At 69.1% G+C, this 19,607-nt stretch carries 21 protein-coding genes; 9 read left to right on the top strand and 12 right to left on the bottom strand.

Annotated elements, in window-relative coordinates; all coding sequences use genetic code 11:
* The first annotated feature begins 21 nt into the window (after positions 1 to 21).
* The 3 genes from LRQ07_RS15835 to LRQ07_RS15825 are packed head-to-tail and all read left to right on the top strand — an operon-like array spanning position 22 to position 3,033.
* Positions 22 to 1,494: a PLP-dependent aminotransferase family protein gene (locus tag LRQ07_RS15835; protein ID WP_256535164.1), complete on the top strand. Its 1,473-nt coding sequence runs from the start codon at positions 22 to 24 to the stop codon at positions 1,492 to 1,494.
* Positions 1,495 to 1,504: 10 nt separating this feature from the next.
* Positions 1,505 to 1,996, top strand: a complete 492-nt coding sequence (locus tag LRQ07_RS15830) for a hypothetical protein (RefSeq protein ID WP_256535163.1) — start codon at positions 1,505 to 1,507, stop codon at positions 1,994 to 1,996.
* Between the two features lie 23 nt (positions 1,997 to 2,019).
* Positions 2,020 to 3,033 carry an aldo/keto reductase family protein gene (locus LRQ07_RS15825; RefSeq protein ID WP_256535162.1) on the top strand — a complete coding sequence of 338 codons (1,014 nt, stop codon included), beginning with the start codon at positions 2,020 to 2,022 and terminating at the stop codon, positions 3,031 to 3,033.
* A gap of 100 nt (positions 3,034 to 3,133) precedes the next feature.
* Here the strand turns inward: LRQ07_RS15825 and LRQ07_RS15820 are convergent, their stop codons facing one another.
* From LRQ07_RS15820 to LRQ07_RS15805, 4 genes are read right to left on the bottom strand one after another with little or no spacing between them, the layout of a single operon-like run.
* Complete coding sequence (locus LRQ07_RS15820; protein ID WP_205802365.1) at positions 3,134 to 4,054, bottom strand: carbohydrate ABC transporter permease; 921 nt, start codon at positions 4,052 to 4,054, stop codon at positions 3,134 to 3,136.
* Positions 4,051 to 5,016, bottom strand: a complete 966-nt coding sequence (locus LRQ07_RS15815) for a carbohydrate ABC transporter permease (protein WP_047522105.1) — start codon at positions 5,014 to 5,016, stop codon at positions 4,051 to 4,053. The genes LRQ07_RS15820 and LRQ07_RS15815 overlap by 4 nt, the downstream gene beginning before the upstream one ends.
* Before the next feature lie 3 nt (positions 5,017 to 5,019).
* On the bottom strand, positions 5,020 to 6,330 hold the full coding sequence (locus LRQ07_RS15810; RefSeq protein ID WP_256535161.1) for an ABC transporter substrate-binding protein: 1,311 nt from the start codon (positions 6,328 to 6,330) through the stop codon (positions 5,020 to 5,022).
* Positions 6,331 to 6,386: 56 nt separating this feature from the next.
* A complete protein-coding gene (locus tag LRQ07_RS15805) occupies positions 6,387 to 7,622 on the bottom strand; it encodes an aminotransferase class V-fold PLP-dependent enzyme (protein WP_256535160.1) in 1,236 nt (411 codons plus the stop codon).
* 166 nt (positions 7,623 to 7,788) lie between these two features.
* On the opposite strand from LRQ07_RS15805, the gene LRQ07_RS15800 reads away from it, so the two are divergent.
* On the top strand, positions 7,789 to 8,472 hold the full coding sequence (locus LRQ07_RS15800; protein WP_134352329.1) for a FadR/GntR family transcriptional regulator: 684 nt from the start codon (positions 7,789 to 7,791) through the stop codon (positions 8,470 to 8,472).
* Between the two features lie 127 nt (positions 8,473 to 8,599).
* Here the strand turns inward: LRQ07_RS15800 and LRQ07_RS15795 are convergent, their stop codons facing one another.
* The gene (locus LRQ07_RS15795) at positions 8,600 to 9,115 is read right to left on the bottom strand and encodes a glycine cleavage system protein R (protein WP_256535159.1); all 516 of its coding nucleotides are present in this window, start codon (positions 9,113 to 9,115) and stop codon (positions 8,600 to 8,602) included.
* A 109-nt stretch (positions 9,116 to 9,224) separates the two neighbouring features.
* Between LRQ07_RS15795 and LRQ07_RS15790 the strand changes: the two genes are divergently transcribed.
* On the top strand, positions 9,225 to 9,749 hold the full coding sequence (locus LRQ07_RS15790; RefSeq protein WP_256535158.1) for a DUF1992 domain-containing protein: 525 nt from the start codon (positions 9,225 to 9,227) through the stop codon (positions 9,747 to 9,749).
* Positions 9,750 to 9,753: 4 nt separating this feature from the next.
* Here the strand turns inward: LRQ07_RS15790 and LRQ07_RS15785 are convergent, their stop codons facing one another.
* From LRQ07_RS15785 to LRQ07_RS15770, 4 genes are read right to left on the bottom strand one after another with little or no spacing between them, the layout of a single operon-like run.
* Entirely contained in the window at positions 9,754 to 10,812 is a 1,059-nt protein-coding gene (locus tag LRQ07_RS15785) for a PLP-dependent cysteine synthase family protein (protein ID WP_248540848.1), read from the bottom strand.
* Between the two features lie 22 nt (positions 10,813 to 10,834).
* On the bottom strand, positions 10,835 to 11,647 hold the full coding sequence (locus tag LRQ07_RS15780; protein WP_256535157.1) for a GntR family transcriptional regulator: 813 nt from the start codon (positions 11,645 to 11,647) through the stop codon (positions 10,835 to 10,837).
* A complete protein-coding gene (rbsD, locus tag LRQ07_RS15775; protein WP_256535156.1) occupies positions 11,647 to 12,051 on the bottom strand; it encodes a D-ribose pyranase in 405 nt (134 codons plus the stop codon). The genes LRQ07_RS15780 and rbsD overlap by 1 nt, the downstream gene beginning before the upstream one ends.
* Positions 12,052 to 12,088: 37 nt before the next feature.
* Entirely contained in the window at positions 12,089 to 13,051 is a 963-nt protein-coding gene (locus LRQ07_RS15770) for a ribokinase (RefSeq protein ID WP_131493405.1), read from the bottom strand.
* Between the two features lie 118 nt (positions 13,052 to 13,169).
* Here LRQ07_RS15770 and LRQ07_RS15765 point away from each other — a divergent pair, with 118 nt between their 5' ends.
* Positions 13,170 to 13,832, top strand: coding sequence for a transaldolase family protein (locus tag LRQ07_RS15765; protein WP_256535155.1), 663 nt, complete (start codon positions 13,170 to 13,172; stop codon positions 13,830 to 13,832).
* Between the two features lie 19 nt (positions 13,833 to 13,851).
* On the opposite strand, the gene LRQ07_RS15760 is transcribed toward LRQ07_RS15765, so the two are convergent.
* Complete coding sequence (locus tag LRQ07_RS15760) at positions 13,852 to 14,529, bottom strand: FadR/GntR family transcriptional regulator (protein ID WP_256535154.1); 678 nt, start codon at positions 14,527 to 14,529, stop codon at positions 13,852 to 13,854.
* A 47-nt stretch (positions 14,530 to 14,576) separates the two neighbouring features.
* On the opposite strand from LRQ07_RS15760, the gene LRQ07_RS15755 reads away from it, so the two are divergent.
* Positions 14,577 to 15,437 (top strand): amidohydrolase family protein, encoded by an 861-nt coding sequence (locus tag LRQ07_RS15755; RefSeq protein WP_256535153.1) that lies wholly within the window; start codon positions 14,577 to 14,579, stop codon positions 15,435 to 15,437.
* Between the two features lie 163 nt (positions 15,438 to 15,600).
* Here LRQ07_RS15755 and LRQ07_RS15750 read toward each other — a convergent pair whose 3' ends face one another.
* Positions 15,601 to 16,350 carry an SDR family NAD(P)-dependent oxidoreductase gene (locus LRQ07_RS15750; protein WP_131493931.1) on the bottom strand — a complete coding sequence of 250 codons (750 nt, stop codon included), beginning with the start codon at positions 16,348 to 16,350 and terminating at the stop codon, positions 15,601 to 15,603.
* Positions 16,347 to 17,207, bottom strand: a complete 861-nt coding sequence (locus LRQ07_RS15745) for a fumarylacetoacetate hydrolase family protein (protein WP_232763297.1) — start codon at positions 17,205 to 17,207, stop codon at positions 16,347 to 16,349. Before LRQ07_RS15745 ends, LRQ07_RS15750 begins: the two co-directional genes overlap by 4 nt.
* Positions 17,208 to 17,331: 124 nt before the next feature.
* Here LRQ07_RS15745 and LRQ07_RS15740 point away from each other — a divergent pair, with 124 nt between their 5' ends.
* Both LRQ07_RS15740 and LRQ07_RS15735 read left to right on the top strand, forming a co-directional pair.
* Positions 17,332 to 18,627, top strand: a complete 1,296-nt coding sequence (locus LRQ07_RS15740; RefSeq protein ID WP_256535152.1) for an L-fuconate dehydratase — start codon at positions 17,332 to 17,334, stop codon at positions 18,625 to 18,627.
* Complete coding sequence (locus LRQ07_RS15735; protein ID WP_256535151.1) at positions 18,614 to 19,600, top strand: aldo/keto reductase; 987 nt, start codon at positions 18,614 to 18,616, stop codon at positions 19,598 to 19,600. The genes LRQ07_RS15740 and LRQ07_RS15735 overlap by 14 nt, the downstream gene beginning before the upstream one ends.
* The last annotated feature ends 7 nt before the right edge of the window (positions 19,601 to 19,607 follow it).

The raw sequence follows: 19,607 nt of genomic DNA, 5'->3' as shown, positions 1-19,607 counted from the left end.
GACAGTGCCAATGGCCGACCAATGGATCAGTTTTCGGCCATTGCTGCGGAGCGAGCGGCATCTCTCGTGCATGCAGGTGACGTGTCGTCGGACGCACTCTCGGCACGGCTCGGCCGTTGGACACAGGGAGATGGCACTCTCGCCGCCCGGCTCGCACGGGGCATCGAGGGCCTGATCGTGAGCGGTGAGCTACGCCCCGGGGACCGGCTGCCCGCGGAGCGCGCGCTGGCAGCCGCAGGGTCCGTCTCGCGGGGCACGGTCGTCGCGGCATACACGGACCTCGCGGAACAGGGCCTGGTCGACCGGCGGCAGGGGAGCGGCACCCGTATCGCCGGGACAGTCGCAACCGCCGTGCCCGCCCAGCGGCCGGGGCGCGGGGAGGCGCTCTTCTCCGCGCTGCCGAACGCCATCGACCTGCTGCGGACCGTGCCGCAGATCTCCGAGCTCGGAGTGCAGCTCATCCGCGACCACAAGCCGCGACTCGACCTCGCCCTGCTCCCGGAGACCGACCCCGCGGGTCTTCCTGCACTGCGCGCCCTCATCGCCGAGATGTACGCCGCGGAGGGCACGCCGACCACGCCGGAGCAGATCCTCGTCACGCACGGGGCGCAGCAGGCCATCAGCCTCGTCGTGAACGCACTCGTGGGTCCCGGCGACATCGTGCTCGCAGAGGAGATCACCTGGCCGGGCGTCACGGATTCGGTCAGCCTCCGCGGCGGCACCGTGCACGGCATCGCGATGGGCGAGGACGGACTCGACGTCGACGCGCTCGAACAGGCGCTTGCCCGCCTGCGGCCCGTGCTCGTCGCGGTGAACCCGCACCATCAGAACCCCACCGGATCGCGCCTGCCGCCCGCCGCTCGGCATCGCGTCGCCGAGCTCGCCGCCCAGTACGGCGTACCCGTCATCGAAGACCGCGTGCTCGCCGGCATCTCCTTCGACGGGGTCGTGCCGCCGACGCTCGCGGCCGAACGCGCCGATGCCCCCATCATCGTGGTCGAGTCGGTGTCGAAGTGGGTGTGGGCGGGGCTGCGGATCGGCTGGCTGCGCGCGGACCCCGTGCTCGTCCGTCGGCTCCGCGGCGCGCGCCAGCTCGCCGACCAGTCCACCAGCGTGCCGGGACAGCTGCTCGCACTCGATCTGATCGCGCGCGCCGATGACCTCCGTCGAGCCAACAGCCGCATCCACCAGGAGCGTCTGCGTCTGCTGCAGGCGCTGATGGCCGAGCACCTGCCGGAGTGGACACCCGAGCCGCCGCGCGGTGGGCTGTCGCTGTGGGTGCGCCTGCCCGCAGGCTCAGCGGCGGCCCTCGTCCGCACCGCCGCCACCCACGGAGTCTCGATCGCCGGGAGCGCGGCCTTCGCGGTCTCGGACTCGCCCGACGACCACATCCGCATCCCGTTCACTGCACCCGACGACGTGCTCGCCGAGGGCGTCCGGCGTCTCGGAGCCGCCTGGCGCGAGTATCGGCAGACTCTCGGGATGTCCTCTTAGGCTGACCCGCATGACTCGGATTCAGCGCCGAACCGTGTGGATCTCGATCGTCGGCGTGCTCGCCGTCCTGGCCTACGCGGTGCTCGCTGCACTGCAGATCCTCGTGTTGAATCCGCTCGCCGCGGCTCCAGGGCTCACGATGGATGAGATCCGTTTCGCGATGGCGGAGGCGGGGGAGAACCTCGGTCAGGGTGCCGTGTTCTCCGTTCTCGGTATCGGTGTGGCGCTGGCCGTCGCGGTGGCCGTCGTCTCGGTCGTCCGGCGTGCGGATCCCGTGGTTCCTGCGATGACCTTCCTGGCGCTGCTCATGCTCGGCGCGGTCGGTTACTTCGTCGCGTCGTTCGGCGCGGGCATGGCACTGGCCGACACATTCGGGATCAGCGGAGCAGACTACTCGTCCTGGGCCCGACCGCTGTACGTCGTGAGCGCCCTCGCCGCCGTCGCGATCGTGGTCGGCGGCGCGATGGCGGTCGTGAGATCCCGGCATCCGGCCCAGCCATAGTGGGCAGCCAGTAGCGTTGATCCATGGTCAACTATCGCTATCTCGGCAACAGTGGTCTCAAGGTCTCGGAGATCACCTACGGCAACTGGGTCACCCACGCCTCACAGGTCGGCGACGATGCCGCCGTCAAGACCGTGCATGCCGCCCTGGACGCGGGAATCACGACTTTCGACACCGCCGACACCTACGCCAACACGGCTGCGGAGGTCGTTCTCGGCAAGGCACTCGAGGGGCAGCGCCGTGAGGGGCTCGAGATCTTCACGAAGGTCTACTTCCCGACCGGTCCGAAGGGCCCGAACGACACCGGGCTGAGCCGCAAGCACATCTTCGAATCGATCAACGGCTCGCTGCAGCGCCTCGGCACCGACTATGTCGACCTGTACCAGGCGCACCGCTTCGACTACGAGACTCCGCTGGAGGAGACGTTCCAGGCGTTCGCCGACGTCGTCCGTCAGGGCAAGGCGCTCTACATCGGCGTCTCGGAGTGGACGGCCGAGCAGTTGCGTGAAGGGCACGCACTCGCGAAGCAGCTGGGGATCCAGCTCATCTCCAATCAGCCGCAGTACTCGATGCTGTGGCGCGTCATCGAGGGCAAGGTCGTTCCGGCGGCCGAAGAGCTCGGGATCTCGCAGATCGTGTGGTCGCCGATGGCACAGGGCGTGCTCAGCGGCAAGTACCTGCCGGGGCAGCCGGTGCCCGAGGGCTCGCGCGCGACCGACCCGCACAGCGGCGCCGACTTCATCAAGAGCTTCCTGCAGGACGACATCCTCACCGCGGTGCAGCGTCTGAAGCCGATCGCCGAGGAAGCCGGCCTGTCGATGCCGCAGCTCGCGATCGCGTGGGTGCTGCAGAACCCGAACGTCGCGGCCGCGCTGGTCGGAGCTTCCCGTCCGGAGCAGTTGGCGGAGACCGTCAAGGCCTCGGGTGTGAAGCTCGACGCCGACACGCTCGCCGCGATCGACACCGCGCTGGGCGACACGGTCAACCGCGACGCCGAGCACACCTACTCCGTGTCTCCGAAGTCCCGCCTGGTCTGACCACCCGCCCGCCCGCTCGTCGCGAGGGTCGACGCCCCCTCTGCCCGCCGAGGCCCCCTCTGAATCTTGCGAATCAGAGGGGGCCTCGGTCGCGAGAGGGTTACTCCTTCACGGCGCCGGCGGTCAGGCCCTGTACGATCCAGCGGCTCGCGAGTGCGAACATCGCCATGGTCGGCAGGATCGTCAGCACCGCTGCGGCACTCATCGACCCCCAGTCGATGTTGAACGTCGAGATGAAGCCGTTCAACGCGGAGGGCACGGTGCGGTTCTCATCGGTGTTCATGAGCACGACCGACAGGAACAGCTCGTTCCAGCAGTTCACGAAGTTGAAGATGAACGCCGCGATGATGCCGGGCGTCATCACCGGGACGAGCACCCGGAACAGGGCTCCGAGGCGGGAGCATCCGTCGATCATGGCGGCCTCTTCGAGGGCATCGGGCACGTTCTCGAAGAAGCCCCTCAGCATGACCGTCGAGAACGGGATGCAGATCGCGATGTAGACGAGGATGAGTCCGGGCTTGGTGTCGACCAGCCCGAGGTCCGTCATCATCGAATACAGCGGTCCCAGCGCGATGAAGGCCGGGATCATCTGCGTCAGCAGGAACGCGATCAGGATCGCGCCCTTGCCCCGGAACTCGAAGCGGGCGAGCACATAGGCGCTGAGCAGGGCGATGAGTGTCGCCACCGCACCGCCGACGACCGCGACCAGGGCCGAGTTGCCGAGGAACACCCCGAACGAGCTCTTCTCGAACAGACTCGTGAAGTTGTCGAGCGAAGGCTCGCTCGGCCAATACTCGATCGGGAACCTGTTGATCGTCCCGGGCGACTTGAACGCGGTCAGCGCGATCCAGTACAGCGGAAACAGCGTGATCACGAGCCAGAGCCCGAGACCCACGACGCGGATGACGCCGCCGACCGTGACGCGCGGCTTCGGACGCGGGGCGGATGCCGGGTCGGGCACGGTGATGCGGCGGGTCTCGGTGACCGAGGAGCCCGTGCGGGAGGTGTCTGTCATGGTCATCGCTGCACTCTCCGCATCGCCATCAGGTAGAACGCGCAGAACACGAACAGGACGGCCATCACGATGAGGCCGATCGCGCTCGCGAAGCCGTAATTGCCCTGCTGGGTGTAGTTGATCATCCACGTCGTGATGATGTGCGTCTGGTTGGCGGGTCCGCCGTTGGTCATCGCGTAGATGATGTCGGGGAAGTTGAAGATCCAGATCACTCGCAGCAGGATCGTCAGCAGCAGCGTCATCGAGATGTACGGGATGATGATCGAGAAGAGCTGACGGACCTTGCCGGCGCCGTCGAGGCTCGCAGCCTCCAGCATCTCGTCGGGCACCGACTGCAGAGCGGCGAGGATCATGATCGCGAAGAACGTGACCCCGTACCAGACGTTGGCGACGATCACCGCGAACATCGCGAGCTTCGGATCCGCCAGCCAGGGGAGGGGGGCGTCGATCAGTCCTGCCTTCATGAGCAGGTCGTTGACCACACCGAACTCCGCGTTGAACATCCACCGGAACAGCATGCCGATCAAGAAGCCGGACACTGCCCAGGGGAAGAACACGAGCGCCTGGTAGACGCCGCGGAACCGGAACCGCTTGCGCAGGGCGAGCGCGATCAGGAATCCGATCACGAGCTGCGGCACGAGCGAGCCGACGACCCAGAGCACGGAGTTCCCTGCCACCGTCGGGAACGCGGGGTCACGGAACACCGCGAGGAAGTTGTCGAAGCCGACGAAAGGCGTCGACGTGAGGTCCCACAGGTTCCAGTCGTGGAAGGCCATGCGCGCGCCCTGCAGCATCGGCCAGTAGGTGAACCAGCACACGAAGACGACCGCGGGGGCGAGGAACGCCAGCAGCGTCCATGCCTGGCGCCCTCGGAACGGACGACGTCGACGCGATGCCGGGGAGGCCCCGACGGCTGCCTGCTGCGAAGCAGTGCCGACGGAGCCTCCCTTCTGAGCGGTGCGGGCCACAGGTCAGCCCTTTTCCGCGGCGTACTTCTCGGTCCAGAACGCGTCCCACGAGGCCAGCAGGTCGCTGGTCGACATGTTGCCCAGCAGCACGTTCTGCACATCCTGGTCGGACTTCTGGATCCACTCGGTCCACCAGCTGACCCCGCGCGGCTGGCGCACGTTGACGTACGTCTCCGGGTCTTCCGTCATGGTGACGTAGCTGGTCCAGGGGCCCGACGAGTAGAAGTCGTCATCCGCTGCAGCCGTGATGATCGGCACCAGGCTGTTGGCCTGGGCGAACTCGGTGGCGGGCTCGGCCGACGAGAGGAACTCGACCAGCTTGACGGCCGCCTCCTTGTTCTCGCTGTTCTCGGCAACACCCCACCCGGCCACGGCGAGCGGCTGCGCGGCCTTGCCCGAGGGGCCGACGAGCAGCGGAGCGGTGTCCCACTGGTCTTCGGTGAGGGAGGAGTCCTGCACGGTCGCGATGACCTCGGGGTCCTGCAGCAGGAACGCGGTGGTGCCGTTCGTGAAGCCGGCGACCATCTCGGGGTAGCCCCACGAGACGGCGGAAGGCGGGGAGGCCTCCGTGAACAGGTCGAAGTAGTCGTCGACGGCATCCTGCGCCTCGGGTGCAGCGAAGATCGTCGAGCCGTCCTCCATCAGGAAGGCGTCTTCGGTGTCGAGCCCGTCGATCGTGTAGGCCTCGATGGCCGCGACGACGTTGCTGTTCGCGTTCTGGCCGCCGCGGAACGCGTAGCCGTAGATGTTGTTCGAGGGGTCCTGGATCGCGGACGCCTGCTCGAGCAGGTCCTTCCAGCTGTGCGGGGGTCCGTCGAAGCCCGCGTCCTTCACGAGGTCGGTGCGGTAGAACAGCGACAGTCCGTAGAAGCCGTACGGAACGAAGTAGCTCTTGCCGTCGGCGGCCACGGACGCGGACTGCGCGTTGTCGGTCAGGGCGTCCCAGCCGTCCCACTTCTCGAGGTCGGGGCCGAGGTCGTACAGCCAGCCGTTGTTCGCGAACGGTCCGACGGTGATGTCGCGCACCTCCAGCACGTCCACGCCCTTGCCGGACTGCAGCATCTGCTGGATCTTCGCGTCGGCCTGCTCGGTGGGAGGGGAGACCAGGTTGACCGTGATCTTCGGGTTGTCCTTCTCGAACTCGTCGAGGAGTCCGCGGATGAGCTCGGTGCGGGCCGGGTTGGTCAGGCTCTCGACCATCTGCAGGGTGACCGCGCCGTCGGCCGACGGGCCGGAGCTCGCGGAACAGCCGGTGAGAGCGAGGACGGCGACGGTGCCGAATCCCGCTGCTGTCGTCAAGATCTTGTTCTTCACGAAGTGCCTCTCGGTTGGGGTGGGTGGGTGTTGCGGTCGGGTGAACGGTGGGCGGATCAGGGCAGGACGAGGGAGTCGGCGCGGCGGATGCCCGCACGGCTCAGGATCTGCGGGACGCACCGCTCCACGAAGGCCTCGTAGTCGGAGGCCTCGTTGTAGAGGTGCGCGGAGAGTCGGAAGTAGCCGATACCGCGGAAGCTGGTGAAGGCCGTCTCGACGCCGACCTCATCGAGGAGATCCATGCGCAGGGCGTCGGCCTCTTCCCGTGTCGCCCCCAGCCCGAGCGGCAGACGCACGAGTCGCATCGACGGCACAGGGGAGGGGAGCGGGGTGAGCGGGTCCTCGTCGCCGTAGGGGCGCAGGGCTTCCGCGATCAGCTCGGCGCCGGCATCCGCGATCTCCGTCATCGCTGCGCGTGCGGCAGCCCAACCGAACTCGTTCTCGATGAAGTCGATCGCGGTCGGGGTGGCCAGGTAGGTCGTGGCGTCGATCGTGCCCTGGGTGTCGAAGCGGGAGGGGTACGATTCGCGCGCCGCCCACGAGTCGATGAGTGGCCACAGTTCGTCGCGGTCGGGGGCGGAGGTGACCAGCAGTGCGGAGCCGCGGGGCGCGCAGGGCCACTTGTGGAGGTTTCCGAACCACCAGTCGCCGCCCGCGACGGCAGCGGCGTCCGGGACGAGGCCGGGGGCGTGAGCGCCGTCGACGAGCGTGCGCACCCCGCGCTCGGCCGCCGCCTCGGCGATGCGCCGTGTGGGCAGCATCCGTGCGGTCGGCGACGTGATCTGGTCGACCACGATCAGACGGGTGCGGGGGGAGAGATGATCGGCGAAGAGCTGCACGATCTCGTCGTCGGAGGAGAGCAGCGGGAGGGCGACCGTGCGGACGCGGGCGCCGAACCGGCGGGCGAGGCGCTCGGCCCCCATGGTGATGGCGCCGTAGCCCTGGTCGGTGACGAGGATCTCGTCCCCGGCTTCCAGCTGCAGCGCGTTGTAGACCACGGTGGCGGCGGCGGAGGCGTTGGGGACGAAGACGCTGTCCTCCGTCCGGGCACCCACGAAGGGCGCGGTGCGTTCGCGGGCATCCTGCACACGCTCCGCGATGCGGGGGAACCACTCGACCGGGCTGAGATCCGCGCGGCGGCGAAGAGCGTCCTGATGCGCGACGACGGCGGAGGGGACCGCGCCGAAGGATCCGTGGTTGAGGTGGATCACCGCCGGGTCGAGGGGCCAGGCGTCACGGGCGCGCACACCGGAGTTCAGCGTGAGCGGTGCGGGGAACAACGGTGCGGGCATCAGTCCTCATCGATGAGTGGGGCGAGTTGTTGCACAACTTTGCCACACGAGCGCGAAAACTGCCACGAAAACAGGAACTATGAAACATAGTTGTCATACGAGTTCCCTGCGAAGGGGAGTTCCGCCAGACTTCACGAGGGGTGGGGGAGTGTCAGAGAGGATCACGATGAGCGCACTCGACACGGCGCTGCACGGGTTGCGGGCGCTGATCGCCGACGGTGCGCTGCGGCCCGGTGACCGGCTGCCGAGCGAAGGGGAACTGTGTGAACGGCTCGGTGTCTCCCGCGGGTCTCTCCGCGAGGCGATCCGGATGCTGGCCGCACTCGGTGTGCTCGACACCCGGCACGGATCGGGGAGCTATGTCAGTGAACTGCGCGCGGCCGACCTGATCGGCAGCCTGTCACTCACGGTCGGACTGCTGCCGATGGCGGGGGTGCTCGAACTCACCGAGCTGCGCCGGGTGCTCGAACCGCATGCCGCCGCGCTCGCCGCCGCCCGCATCGACGACGAGACCGTGGAGTCCCTGGACCGCGTGCTCGACGAGATCGAGGCGACCACCGACTTCGAGGTGCAGTCACGCCTCGACCACGAGTTCCACATGGCCATCTCCGGGGTGGCGGGGAACGAGGCGCTGACCAGTCTGATCGACGTGTTGCGTTCGCGTTCGCGGGCGTATCGCATCTCCGATCCCGAGGATGCGGCCGAGCTTAAGATCCACTCGGATGCGGGGCACCGCGCGATCCTGCGCGGCCTGGCGGCGGCGGATCCTGTCGCCGCGAGCGCAGCGGCCTCGGCGCACGTCGCGTACACGGAATACTGGGTCCGGCGCTACTCCGGCCTCGAGGACTGAGTCTGCGCTCCGGCACCCCGTCTCGCGCCGACACTCCCTCGGGAGGCCGACACCCCCTCTGCGCGTCGAGACCCCCGCGGAGTGACGTGTGCTGGCGGGGGCGTCGGCGAGGTGCGGGGGTCTCGGGTCAGCTGACGGTGATGTCGACCTGGATCTCGGTGGCCAGCCGCTCGAGGTCGGCGCGCAGGGCGTGGAGGTCGACGGTGGCGGGGACCTTCGCGACCACCGAGGCTTCGAACAGACGGCCGCCCGCCATCGCGGCATCCCGGGTCTCGGTGGCCAGCTCCTCGATGCTCAGTGCGTGCGTGCTCAACACGGTCGAGATCTCCCGCACGATGCCGGGGCGGTCGTTGCCGAGCACCTGGATCTCGAGCAGCCGATCGTCCGCGGCGACGGTCTCCGGGGTGCCGGTGAGCACGGCCAGGGTCAGCAGCCCCTGACCCTGCAGGCCGCGCAGGGCGGAGGTCAACTCGGCCTCCTTGTCGTCGGCGACCGAGAGCTCGATGACACCGGCGAACGTGCCGGCGAGTTCGGCCAGCGAGCTGTTCTCCCAGTTTCCGCCGTACGCGTCCACGACATCGGCGACGGCGGCGACGAGGCCCGGACGGTCTGCACCCGCGACGGTGAGGATCAGAGTAGTCATGCGGCCAGCGTACGGGGGAGTCCGGGGATGGTCGGCGAACTTACCGAGTGCCCCCGTGATTCGGGTAGCCTCCACAGTGAATCGAGCACGCCATCGAAGGGGGCTGCTGATGCATGACGCCGAGGAAGACGAGGGTGACACTGCCGGTGCCGGGGGCCCGCCGCGATGGTCGACGACCGAGGAACGCTGGGCCGCGGTCGAGCTGAACATCCAGATGGCGATCCGTCGCGGCGAGTTCGACGATCTGCCCGGCGCGGGAAAGCCCATCGAGAATCTCGGCCGCACGCATGACCCCGACTGGTGGATCCGGCAGAAGATCGAGCGGGAGAACCTCACGGGTCTGGCGCCGCCGGTGTTCCAGCTGCGCACGGAGGACGCGAACCTTCGAGCCGTCCTCGACACCTACTCTCAGGAAGAAGACGTGCGTCGGCATGTGGAGGATTTCAACTCCCGCATCCGTGCGGCGCGGATGCAGTTGACGGGCGGGCCCCCGGTCGTCACGCCGCTCCGAGACATGGATGCGGAGGTCGACGAGTGGCGCCATCGGCGGCGGAAGCCCGATGGTCCGACCGCACCGACGCCGTCGACTCCAGCGGCCCCTCGGCGGCGGTGGTGGCGCCGCTCGTCGAGCTGAACCGTCACTCCGCCCAGTCGCCGGTCTCCAGGAAGCCTTCCAGCCGTGCGCGGTGCGGGGTGAGGTCCCACCCCTGCTGCGCCACCCACTCGTCCGAATAGTAGGTGCCGGCGTAGCGGATGCCGCTGTCGCAGATCAGGGTCACGACGCTGCCGGTCTCACCCGCGGCGCGCATCCGGGCGATCAGCTGGAACGCGCCGTAGAGGTTCGTGCCGGTGGACCCGCCGGCCCAGTGCAGGGTGCGCTCGCGCAACAGGCGGATCGCGGCGATCGAGCCGGCATCGGGGACACGGATCATCTCGTCGATCACGGTGGGCACGAACGACGCCTCGACCCGCGGGCGACCGATTCCCTCGATGCGGCTCGGACGCCCGGCGGGCGGATCCACGGTGCCGGCCCATCCGTCGTAGAAGGCCGAACCCTCGGGGTCCACGACCGCGACCTTGGTGTCATGCCGACGGTACTTCACGTAGCGTCCGAAGGTCGCGCTCGTGCCGCCGGTGCCTGCACCCGTGACGATCCACGTGGGGATCGGATGCCGCTCCTGGGCGAGCTGGCTGAACACGCTCTCGGCGATGTTGTTGTTGCCGCGCCAGTCGGTCGCGCGCTCGGCGAACGTGAACTGGTCGAGGTAGTGGCCGGTGCAGTCGGACGCGAGGCGCTGCGCCTCGGAAGACATGTCCTCGGCGCGGTCGACGAAGTGGCAGGTGCCGCCGTAGAACTCGATGAGGTCGATCTTCTCCTGCACCGTCGAGCGCGGCACGACCGTGATGAACTTCAGCCCGAGCATCCGAGCGAAGTAGGCCTCGGAGACGGCGGTCGATCCGCTCGAGGACTCCACGAGCGTGGTGTCTTCGTGGATGCGTCCGTTGACCAGGCCGTAGAGGATGAGCGAGCGCGCGAGACGGTGCTTGAGGGAGCCGGTGGGGTGCACGGACTCATCCTTGAGATACAGGTCGATGCCCCATTCGGGCGGCAGCGGGAAGAGGTGCAGATGCGTGTCGGCGCTGCGGTTGGCATCGGCTTCCAGCAGGGCGATCGCGGTGCTGGTCCAGTCGCTCATGCCCTCGACACTACCGGGCGACTCAGCCCACCGTCCCGGCGCGCGATGCCCCGCCATCGCCGTCGACGTGCAGCAGGGACGCCTGCGACTGCTCTTGCTGGAGTTGGAACTCGAAGCGCGACCGGTCACCGCGGTGATAGGCGACGAAGTACTCGATCGGTGCACCGTCGGCGCTGCGGCTGATGCTGCGCAGGCGCAGCAGGGCCGAGCCGGCGCTGACGCCCAGGAATTGCGCCTGTTCGTGCGTCGCCGCCGTCGCCTCCGCCGAGCGCACGCCGTGCGTCGCGACGATGTCGTGTTCGGCGAGGAGCCGGTACAGCGACCCCTCGGTCAGGTCGGCGCCGAGCGTCACGGAGCCCGTGGCCTCCGGCATCCACGTCGTCGACAGCGACCACGGCTCGCCGTCGACGTGACGCAGCCGCTCCAAGACGACGACCGGGGAGTCGGCGGGGAGCTCGAGCGCGAGCGCGACCTCCTCGTCGGCTGTCGTCCGTTCGTGTCGCAGGACGTCGCTGTGCACGTGTCCGCCGCGGCGCTCGACGTCGTCGTACAGGCCCACCAGCGTGTGCACGAGACTCTCGCTCGTGCGGGGCCGCGAAACGAACGTGCCCTTGCCTTTCACGCGCTCCACGAGCCCTTCGTGCTCCAGCTGGGCGAGCGCCTGGCGGACGACGGTGCGTGAGATGCCGTACCGCTCGCAGAGGCGGTGCTCTCCCGGCAGCGGGTCGCCGGGCTGCAGGCCGTCGCGGGCGATGCCGTCGATGATCAGCTGGCGCAGCTGGTCATACATGGGGGCGGCGGAGTGGCGGTCGATCGCGTCGTCGACGGTGACCATCAGTACGCCACCCCCGCGTGCAGGATCACGTTGGCGTAGGGGGTGAACTCCCCGGAGCGCACGAACGCGCGAGCGCCCTGGCTGAGCTTCTTGAACTCGACGTGGGGGATGAGCTCGATCTCGAACCCCATGCCGGCGAACCGCTCCCGCAGTGCGGCCAGCACCTCCGGGCTCTTCTCGGCGACCTCGGCCGAGACCGTCGCCCCCTCGACCACCATCTCGGCGAGCACGGTGTCGAGCACATCGAGGAACGCCGGAGCGCCCGGGCGGTACGCCAGGTCGATGCGCTCGGAGCCGGGAGGGATGGGCAGCCCGGCGTCGGTGACCACGACGAGGTCCGTGTGCCCGGTCTCGCTGATCACGCGGGAGAGCGCGGGATTGATGGTGGTGGCCGTCTTGCGCATGTGTGTCCTCGGTTCTCCGCAGGTCCGGTTCAGGAAGTCAGTTCGCGACGGGCGCGGCCAGGCGTGCGGTCAGGAACGCGTCGACCTCGGCACGGTGCGGAAGGCTGGGCGATGCGCCCTGCTTCGTGACCGTCAGCGCACCGGCGGCTGTGGCCAGGCGCACGGCGTCCGCCAGGGTGCTGCCGTTGGCGAGCGCGGCACCGAGGTACCCCGCGTACGCGTCTCCCGCCGCGGTCGTGTCGACCGCCTCCACCGGGAACGGCGGGATCACGGACGCGCCTTCCGCGGTGATGACGCACGATCCTTGGCCCGCGAGGGTGATCACCGCCGCGCCGACTCCCTGTGCGAGGAACCAGCGTCCGGCGCGTTCGGCTGACGCGGCATCCGTCACCTCGATGCCGCTGATCAGCGTCGCCTCGGTCTCGTTGGGGGTGACGATGTCGATGCTCCGCCAGATCTCGGCGTCCAGCTCGGCGGCCGGGGCCGGATCGAGGATGACGGTCATGCCGAGTTCGCGTCCCCGCGCGGTGATGTGCGCGGTGAGCGCGGAGGGGGTCTCGAGCTGGGTGAGCAGCACCGAGGTCGTGGGGGCGAGAGCCGTGAGCGCCTCGTCGATCTGCGGGGCGCTGAGGGCGGCGTTGGCGAGCGGCACCATCACGATGTCGTTCTGCGCGGAGGAGTCGACACGGATGTGCGCGATGCCGGTGGGGCCGGGAACTGTGCGCAGATGCGTGAGGTCGACCCCGGCCGCGGTGAGCCCGTCGACCACGAGGTCGTGGAACAGGTCGTCTCCGACACAGCCGACGAAGCTCGTGCGCGCACCCGAGCGTCCGGCCGCGACGGCCTGGTTCGCTCCCTTGCCACCCAGCATGAGGGTGAACTCGTCTCCCAGGATCGTCTCGCCCCGTGCGGGCAAGCGCCCGGAGAACGTGGTGACGTCGGCCGTGACGCTGCCGACGATGACGACACCGGAGCGGTCTTCGGAGTGTGCGGGGGTCATCTTGCTCCTGATCTTCCTCGACGGCAGGTGTAGCCGACGCTTTGACAGATCGCGGTGGCTGTCATTACATTAGCCGAATCCGTACCTGTAACGACAGGTTGTCCGCGAGGAGACCCCGATGACCCCGATCGCGCCACGCCTGTACGTCGACAGTGCCGATGTCGACCGCGTCTCCCGGCTGCTCGCCGCGGGCGTGGTGCACGGCGTGACCACGAACCCGACCATCCTGGAACGGGGAGGCCGCACCGCCGCCGAGATCCCCGAGCTCTACGCCCGCTGGGAGTCGGAGGGGGCGAAGGAGATCTTCTTCCAGACCTGGGGCGGCGACACCGCGTCCTTCCTCCGCAATGCCGAGGGCATCCGCGCGCTGGGTGACCGGGTAGCCGTGAAGGTGCCCGCGACGTCTGCGGGGTTCGCCGCGGCATCGGCGCTCGTGCGCGACGGCGCGACCGTGCTGGTGACCGCCGTGTATTCGGTCGCGCAGGCGCTCGCGTGCGCGTCGACCGGGGTGCAGTACATCGCTCCGTACCTCGGACGGATGCGCGATGCCGGGCTCGACGGCGATGCGACGATCGCGCGGATGCAGGAGGTGTGCGCGGGCAGCGACTCGAACGTGCTCGCCGCGTCGCTGCGCTCGCCGGATGACATCGCGGGCTTGCGCCTGGCCGGCGTCCCGTACTTCACCGCCGCCCCCGACGTGCTCGACCGCGTGCTCTTCCATGAGGTGAGCGACAGCTCCGCGGCGGAGTTCGACGCCGCGATGGTGCGCCTGGGGGCATGAGCGGCGCCCGCCGCCGCTGTCAGCTCGTCGCGGCCTGACGCAGCCAGCGCTCGACGCCTGCGATGTGCGCGGTGGCCAGCGAGGTCGCGAGAGCCGAGTCGTGCTGGGCGATCGCATCGGCGATGGCCCGGTGCTCCGACAGGGTGCGCTCGACGGCGCCCCCCTCGGTGAGGCCTCGCCACACGCGCGCGCGCACGGTCTGGCTGCTCAGGTGCTCGATGAGGCTCGCGAGGTACGCGTTGCCGGACATCGCGACGATCTCCCGATGGAACCGGATGTCGTGATCGACGAGCGCCTCGATCGTGACCGCCGCATCGACCGAATCGACCTCGGCCTGCAGCTCGGAGATCTTCTCGTCGGTGCCCAGGGTCGCCGCGAGTCCGGTCGCCTGCGACTCCAGCATCCGGCGCACCGCGAAGATCTCGAGCATCGAGTCGTCATCGTGCATGTCGACGACGAACGAGATGGCCTCCAGCAGCAGGTGGGGTTCGAGGCTCGTGACGTAGGTGCCGTCCCCCCGACGCACATCGAGGACGCGGATGACCTCGAGCGCCTTGACCGCTTCGCGCATGGAGTTGCGGGAGAGTCCCAGCCGCTCGGAGAGCTCTTTCTCGGGGGGAAGCCGGTCGCCGGGGGAGAGCTCGCCCGCCACGATCATCGCCTTGATCTTCTCGATCGCCTCGTCGGTGACTGCCATGAGCGTCATCCTAGCGATTGATCGGATGTCTCCGGCAGGATGGAGGCATGCGCGTTCTCGATTCACATCTGCACCTCTGGGATCCCGAGGTTCTGACCTACGCCTGGCTCGAAGGCCCTCTTGCCGGAAGGTTCGGCGGCGGCGAGCTCGAGCGAGCTCGGATCGAGGATGCCTCCGAGGAGACGGCCGTGTTCGTGCAGGCCGGGGCGCGGGAGGACGAGTCCCTCGACGAGGTGCGCTGGGTCGCGGGCCAGGCGGGGGAGCTCGGGGTGGTCGGGATCGTGGCGGGCGTGCGACTGGACGGCGGCACGGACACGACCGTGCACCTGGAGGAACTCTCGTCCGAGCCTCTCGTGGTCGGCGTGCGACACCTCCTGCAGGATGAGCCCGACGGCACGGCCCTGTCCACCGCGTTCGTGACGGGCGCGCGCGAGGTCGCCGCCAGGGGCTGGACCTTCGATGCGTGCGTGCGGCAATCGCAGCTCCCGGATGTGGCACGCCTGGCCGGAGCGATCCCGGAACTGCGGATCGTGCTCGACCACCTCGGCAAGCCCGCTGTCGGAACGGCATCGGCTCCGCTCGCGCCGCCGTTGGAGTGGGAGCGGGATCTGGCCGAACTCGCCCGGCATCCGCTCACCTTCTGCAAGATCTCCGGTCTGCCCGCCGAGGCCGGTGGGGAGTGGAGCGCTGAGCAGCTGATCCCGTTCCTCGACGTGGCGGCCGACCTGTTCGGGCCGGAGCGGATGATGTGGGGAAGCGACTGGCCGGTCTCCGCCGTCAGCGGCGCGGGTTACGGATCATCGTCGCGTGCCCGGTGGTTCGACACGGTCGCCGCGTGGGCGCACTCGCGCGGCCTCGACCAGACCGCCCTCTTCCACGACACCGCCGCCGCCTTCTACTCCCTCTGACCCCGCCCCCCGTCCCGTCCCGCCGTCCCGACGCGCGCGGGGGGCGGGTGCGGGATCGAAATCGCACCTCCGTGGGCGTGTTCAGGTGCGTTTTTGATCCCGCGTTCGGGGCCCAGGTGCGTTTTTGATCCGGCAAGGGGGGGAACGAGGGAACGAAGGGGGGCTACTCCGCGCGGAGGCGCAGCTGGGCCATGCCGCCGTCGACCTCGATGAAGGTGCCGGTGGTCGAACCCGCGGCAGGGCTCACGAGGTATGCGACGGCGGCGGCGACCTCTTCGGGGCTCACCAGACGTCCGTGGGGTTGGCGGGCTTCCAGTGCCGCGCGCTCGGCCGCGGGATCGACCGCCGAGTCGAGCAGGCGTCCGACCCACGGGGTGTCGGCGGTGCCCGGGTTGACCGCGTTCACACGGATGCCCTCGCGCAGGTGGTCGGCGGCCATCGCGCGGGTGAGGGCGGAGACAGCCCCCTTCGAGGCGCTGTACAGGGCGCGCTGCGGCAGTCCGGTGGTCGAGGCGATGGATGCCGTGTTGCACACCGAGGCCGACGGGGACTTCCGCAGCCAGGGGAGTGCCGCCGCGGTGACACGGGCGATGCCGGTGACGTTGACCGAGAGCACGCGGGCCCACTCGTCGTCGTCGTTCGCGGCGATGTCGCCCTGCGCGCCGATCCCGGCGTTGTTGACGACGATGTCGATGCGTCCGAACTCTTCGGCGACGGCAGCCACCGCCGCGTCGACACTCGCGCGATCCGAGACATCGGCCGTGAAGGCGGCGAAGGCGGGGTCAGCCGCAGCGGTGTCCCGGTCGAGGACCGCGATGGTCGCGCCGTCGGCGTGCAGGCGCTGCGCGATCGCCGCGCCGATGCCGGATGCTCCACCGGTGACGATCGCCACCAGTCCGTTCAGTGCACTCATTTCCGGGCCTCCCATGCCACGAACTCCTGCCGTTGGCGGCCGAGGCCGTCGATCTCGATCTCGACCACGTCGCCCGCGGCGAGGTAGGGGTACTTCCCCGAGAGGGCCACGCCCTGCGGGGTGCCGGTGAGGATGAGGTCGCCGGGCTCGAGCGTCACGTACTGCGACAGGTGGTGCACGATGTGCTCGACCGTGAAGATCATGTCGCTCGTGTTCGAGTCCTGCCGCGGCTCGCCGTTCACGAAGCTGCGCAGGCCGAGCGCCTGATGGTCGACCTCGTCGGGGGTGACCAGCCAGGGGCCCGTGGGGTTGAAGCCCGCCGCGATCTTGCCCTTGGACCACTGTCCTCCGGAGACGGTCATCTGGAAGTCGCGCTCGGACACGTCGTTCGCTGCGACGAAGCCGGCGACGTGCGCCATGGACTCCTCGGGGCTGTCGAGGTAGGCGGCGCGGGTGCCGATCACGATGCCGAGCTCGACCTCCCAGTCGGTCTTGACGCTGCCGCGGGGGATCGTCACTGTGTCGTTCGGGCCGACGACGGTGTTCGGGGTCTTGAGGAAGAGGATCGGGATGGTGGGCGGCTCCGACCCCGACTCCGCCGCGTGGGCGGCGTAGTTCATGCCGATGCAGATCACGGCGCTCGGACGGGCGATCGGGGCACCGATGCGCATCGACGCGGCATCCGCGAGTTCGGGGAGCTCGCCAGCATCGCGAGCGGCCGCGACGCGGGAGGTGAAGTCGCTCTCGAGGAACGCTCCATCCACATCGGATGTTACGGGGCGGAGGTCGAGGTATCGGTCACCCTCCACCAGGACGGGGATCTCAGTGCCAGGGGTGCCGAGCCGCGCGAACTTCATGTTTCTCCTGATCGGTCGGGAAGCCGCGACAACGCGGCTGGTCTCGTTGACAGTATAGACATCGGATGTTTACACTCCAAGAGATCCGCGCGGAAGAAATCAGCCGTGCATGGAGAGGAATCCCGTGAGCCGTATCGTCGCCCTCGACACCACCGACATCCGCTTCCCCACGTCCCTGAGCCTGGACGGGTCGGATGCGATGAACCCCGACCCGGACTACTCGGCGGCGTACGTCATCGTGCGCACCGATGCCGATGATGACATCGACGGGCATGCCTTCGTCTTCACGATCGGCCGTGGCAACGACGTGCAGGTCGCGGCGATCGATGCGCTCGCCGGGCACCTCGTCGGGCGCGAGATCGAGCCGCTGCTCGATGACATGGGCGGCACCTTCCGCGAGATCATCGGCGACTCGCAGCTGCGCTGGCTCGGGCCCGAGAAGGGCGTCATGCACATGGCGATCGGCGCGGTCATCAACGCGCTGTGGGACATCAAGGCCAAGCGCGCCGGGCTTCCGCTCTGGCAGCTGCTCGCCCGCATGACGCCGGAGGAACTCGTCGACCTCGTCGACTTCCGCTACCTCACCAACGCGCTCACCCGCGAGGACGCCCTCGAGATCCTGCGCGCCGCCGAACCCGGTCGCGCCGAGAGGGAGCAGCAGCTCCTCGCCAGCGGGTACCCGGGCTACACCACGAGCCCCGGATGGCTCGGATACTCCGACGAGAAGCTTGAACGCCTCGCCCGCGAGGCCATGGCCGACGGCTTCACCCAGATCAAGCTCAAGGTCGGTGCCGACCTCGACGACGACATCCGCCGCTTCCGCAAGGCGCGCGAGGTGTGCGGGCCCGACTTCCCCATCGCGATCGACGCCAACCAGCGCTGGGAGGTGTCGGAAGCCATCGAATGGGTGAACGCGCTCGCCGAGTTCCACCCCGCCTGGATCGAGGAGCCCACCAGCCCCGACGACGTGCTCGGTCACGCCGAGATCGCCCGGGGCATCGCACCCATCCGGGTCGCCACCGGCGAGCACGCCCAGAACCGCGTGATCTTCAAGCAGCTCCTGCAAGCCGAGGCCATCTCGGTCATGCAGATCGACGCCGTGCGCGTGGCAGGGGTGAACGAGAACATCGCGAACCTCCTGCTCGCCGCGAAGTTCGGCGTGCCGGTCTGTCCCCACGCCGGCGGAGTCGGCCTGTGCGAAGCCGTGCAGCACCTGTCGATGTTCGACTTCGTCGCGGTCACCGGGACCCGCGAGGGCCGCATGATCGAGTTCGTCGACCACCTGCACGATCACTTCGTCGTGCCCACCGACATCCGCGGCGGCTCGTACATGGCGCCGACCGCGCCGGGAACAGGCATGGAGATGAAGGCCGACAGCATCGCGACCTACTCTTGGACGGGTGCGCATGTCGGTGCCTGATCCTCTGGCGAGGCCTGACCGCCTGCCCGTTCCCGCCCTCGGGTATGGGGCCGCGAACGTGGGCAACCTGTTCCGACCGCTCAGCGACGACGAGGCCTGGGCCGTGCTCGATGCGGCGTGGGAGAGCGGCATCCGCTTCTACGATACCGCGCCGCATTACGGTCTGGGGCTTTCCGAGCGCCGGCTCGGAGCCTTCCTGCAGACCAAGCCGCGGGACGAGTTCGTGCTCTCGACGAAGGCGGGGCGTCTGCTGCGACCGAACCCCGACCACGCCGGTGGCCTCGACACCGCCAACGACTTCCACGTGCCCGCCGACCTGCAGCGGGTGTGGGACTTCTCGGAGGCGGGGATCCGTGCGAGCGTCGACGAGTCCCGAGAGCGTCTCGGCATCGAGCGCATCGACCTGCTGTACCTGCACGACCCCGAGCGGCACGACCTCGACCTCGCGCTCGCGGAAGCCCTCCCCGCGATGGAGCAGCTGCGGGCCGATGGCGAGGTCTCCGCGATCGGCATCGGCTCGATGGTGTCGGATGCTCTCGCCGCAGCCGTGCGTGCCGCCGACCTCGACCTGATCATGGTGGCCGGCCGGTACACGCTGCTCGAACAGCCCGCCGCGGTCGACGTGCTGCCCGCGTGCCGGGAGACCTCGACCGGGATCGTGGCGGCCTCCGTGTTCAACTCCGGGCTGCTCGCGTCGAACGAGCCGCGCCGCGACGGGCGTTACGAGTACGGGCAGCTTCCGGACGAGCTGTGGGATCGGTTGGTTCGCATCGCCGCCGTGTGCGCCGACCACGGGGTGCCGCTGCCCGCCGCGGCGATCCAGTTCCCGCTGCAGTCCGATGTCGTGCGCTCGGTCGTGGTGGGCGGCAGTCGCCCGGCGCAGCTGCGACAGAACGCGGAGTACGCCGCACTCGACATCCCGACGGCGCTGTGGGCGAGCCTCGCGGAGGAGGGGCTCATCCCCACGGTCTGACCCGGCG

The organism is Microbacterium sp. J1-1 (assembly GCF_024498615.1).
Taxonomy (GTDB): domain Bacteria; phylum Actinomycetota; class Actinomycetes; order Actinomycetales; family Microbacteriaceae; genus Microbacterium; species Microbacterium aurugineum.
The sequence above is the reverse complement of the archived record's forward strand: the minus strand, read 5'-3'. Positions and strand labels throughout refer to the sequence as shown.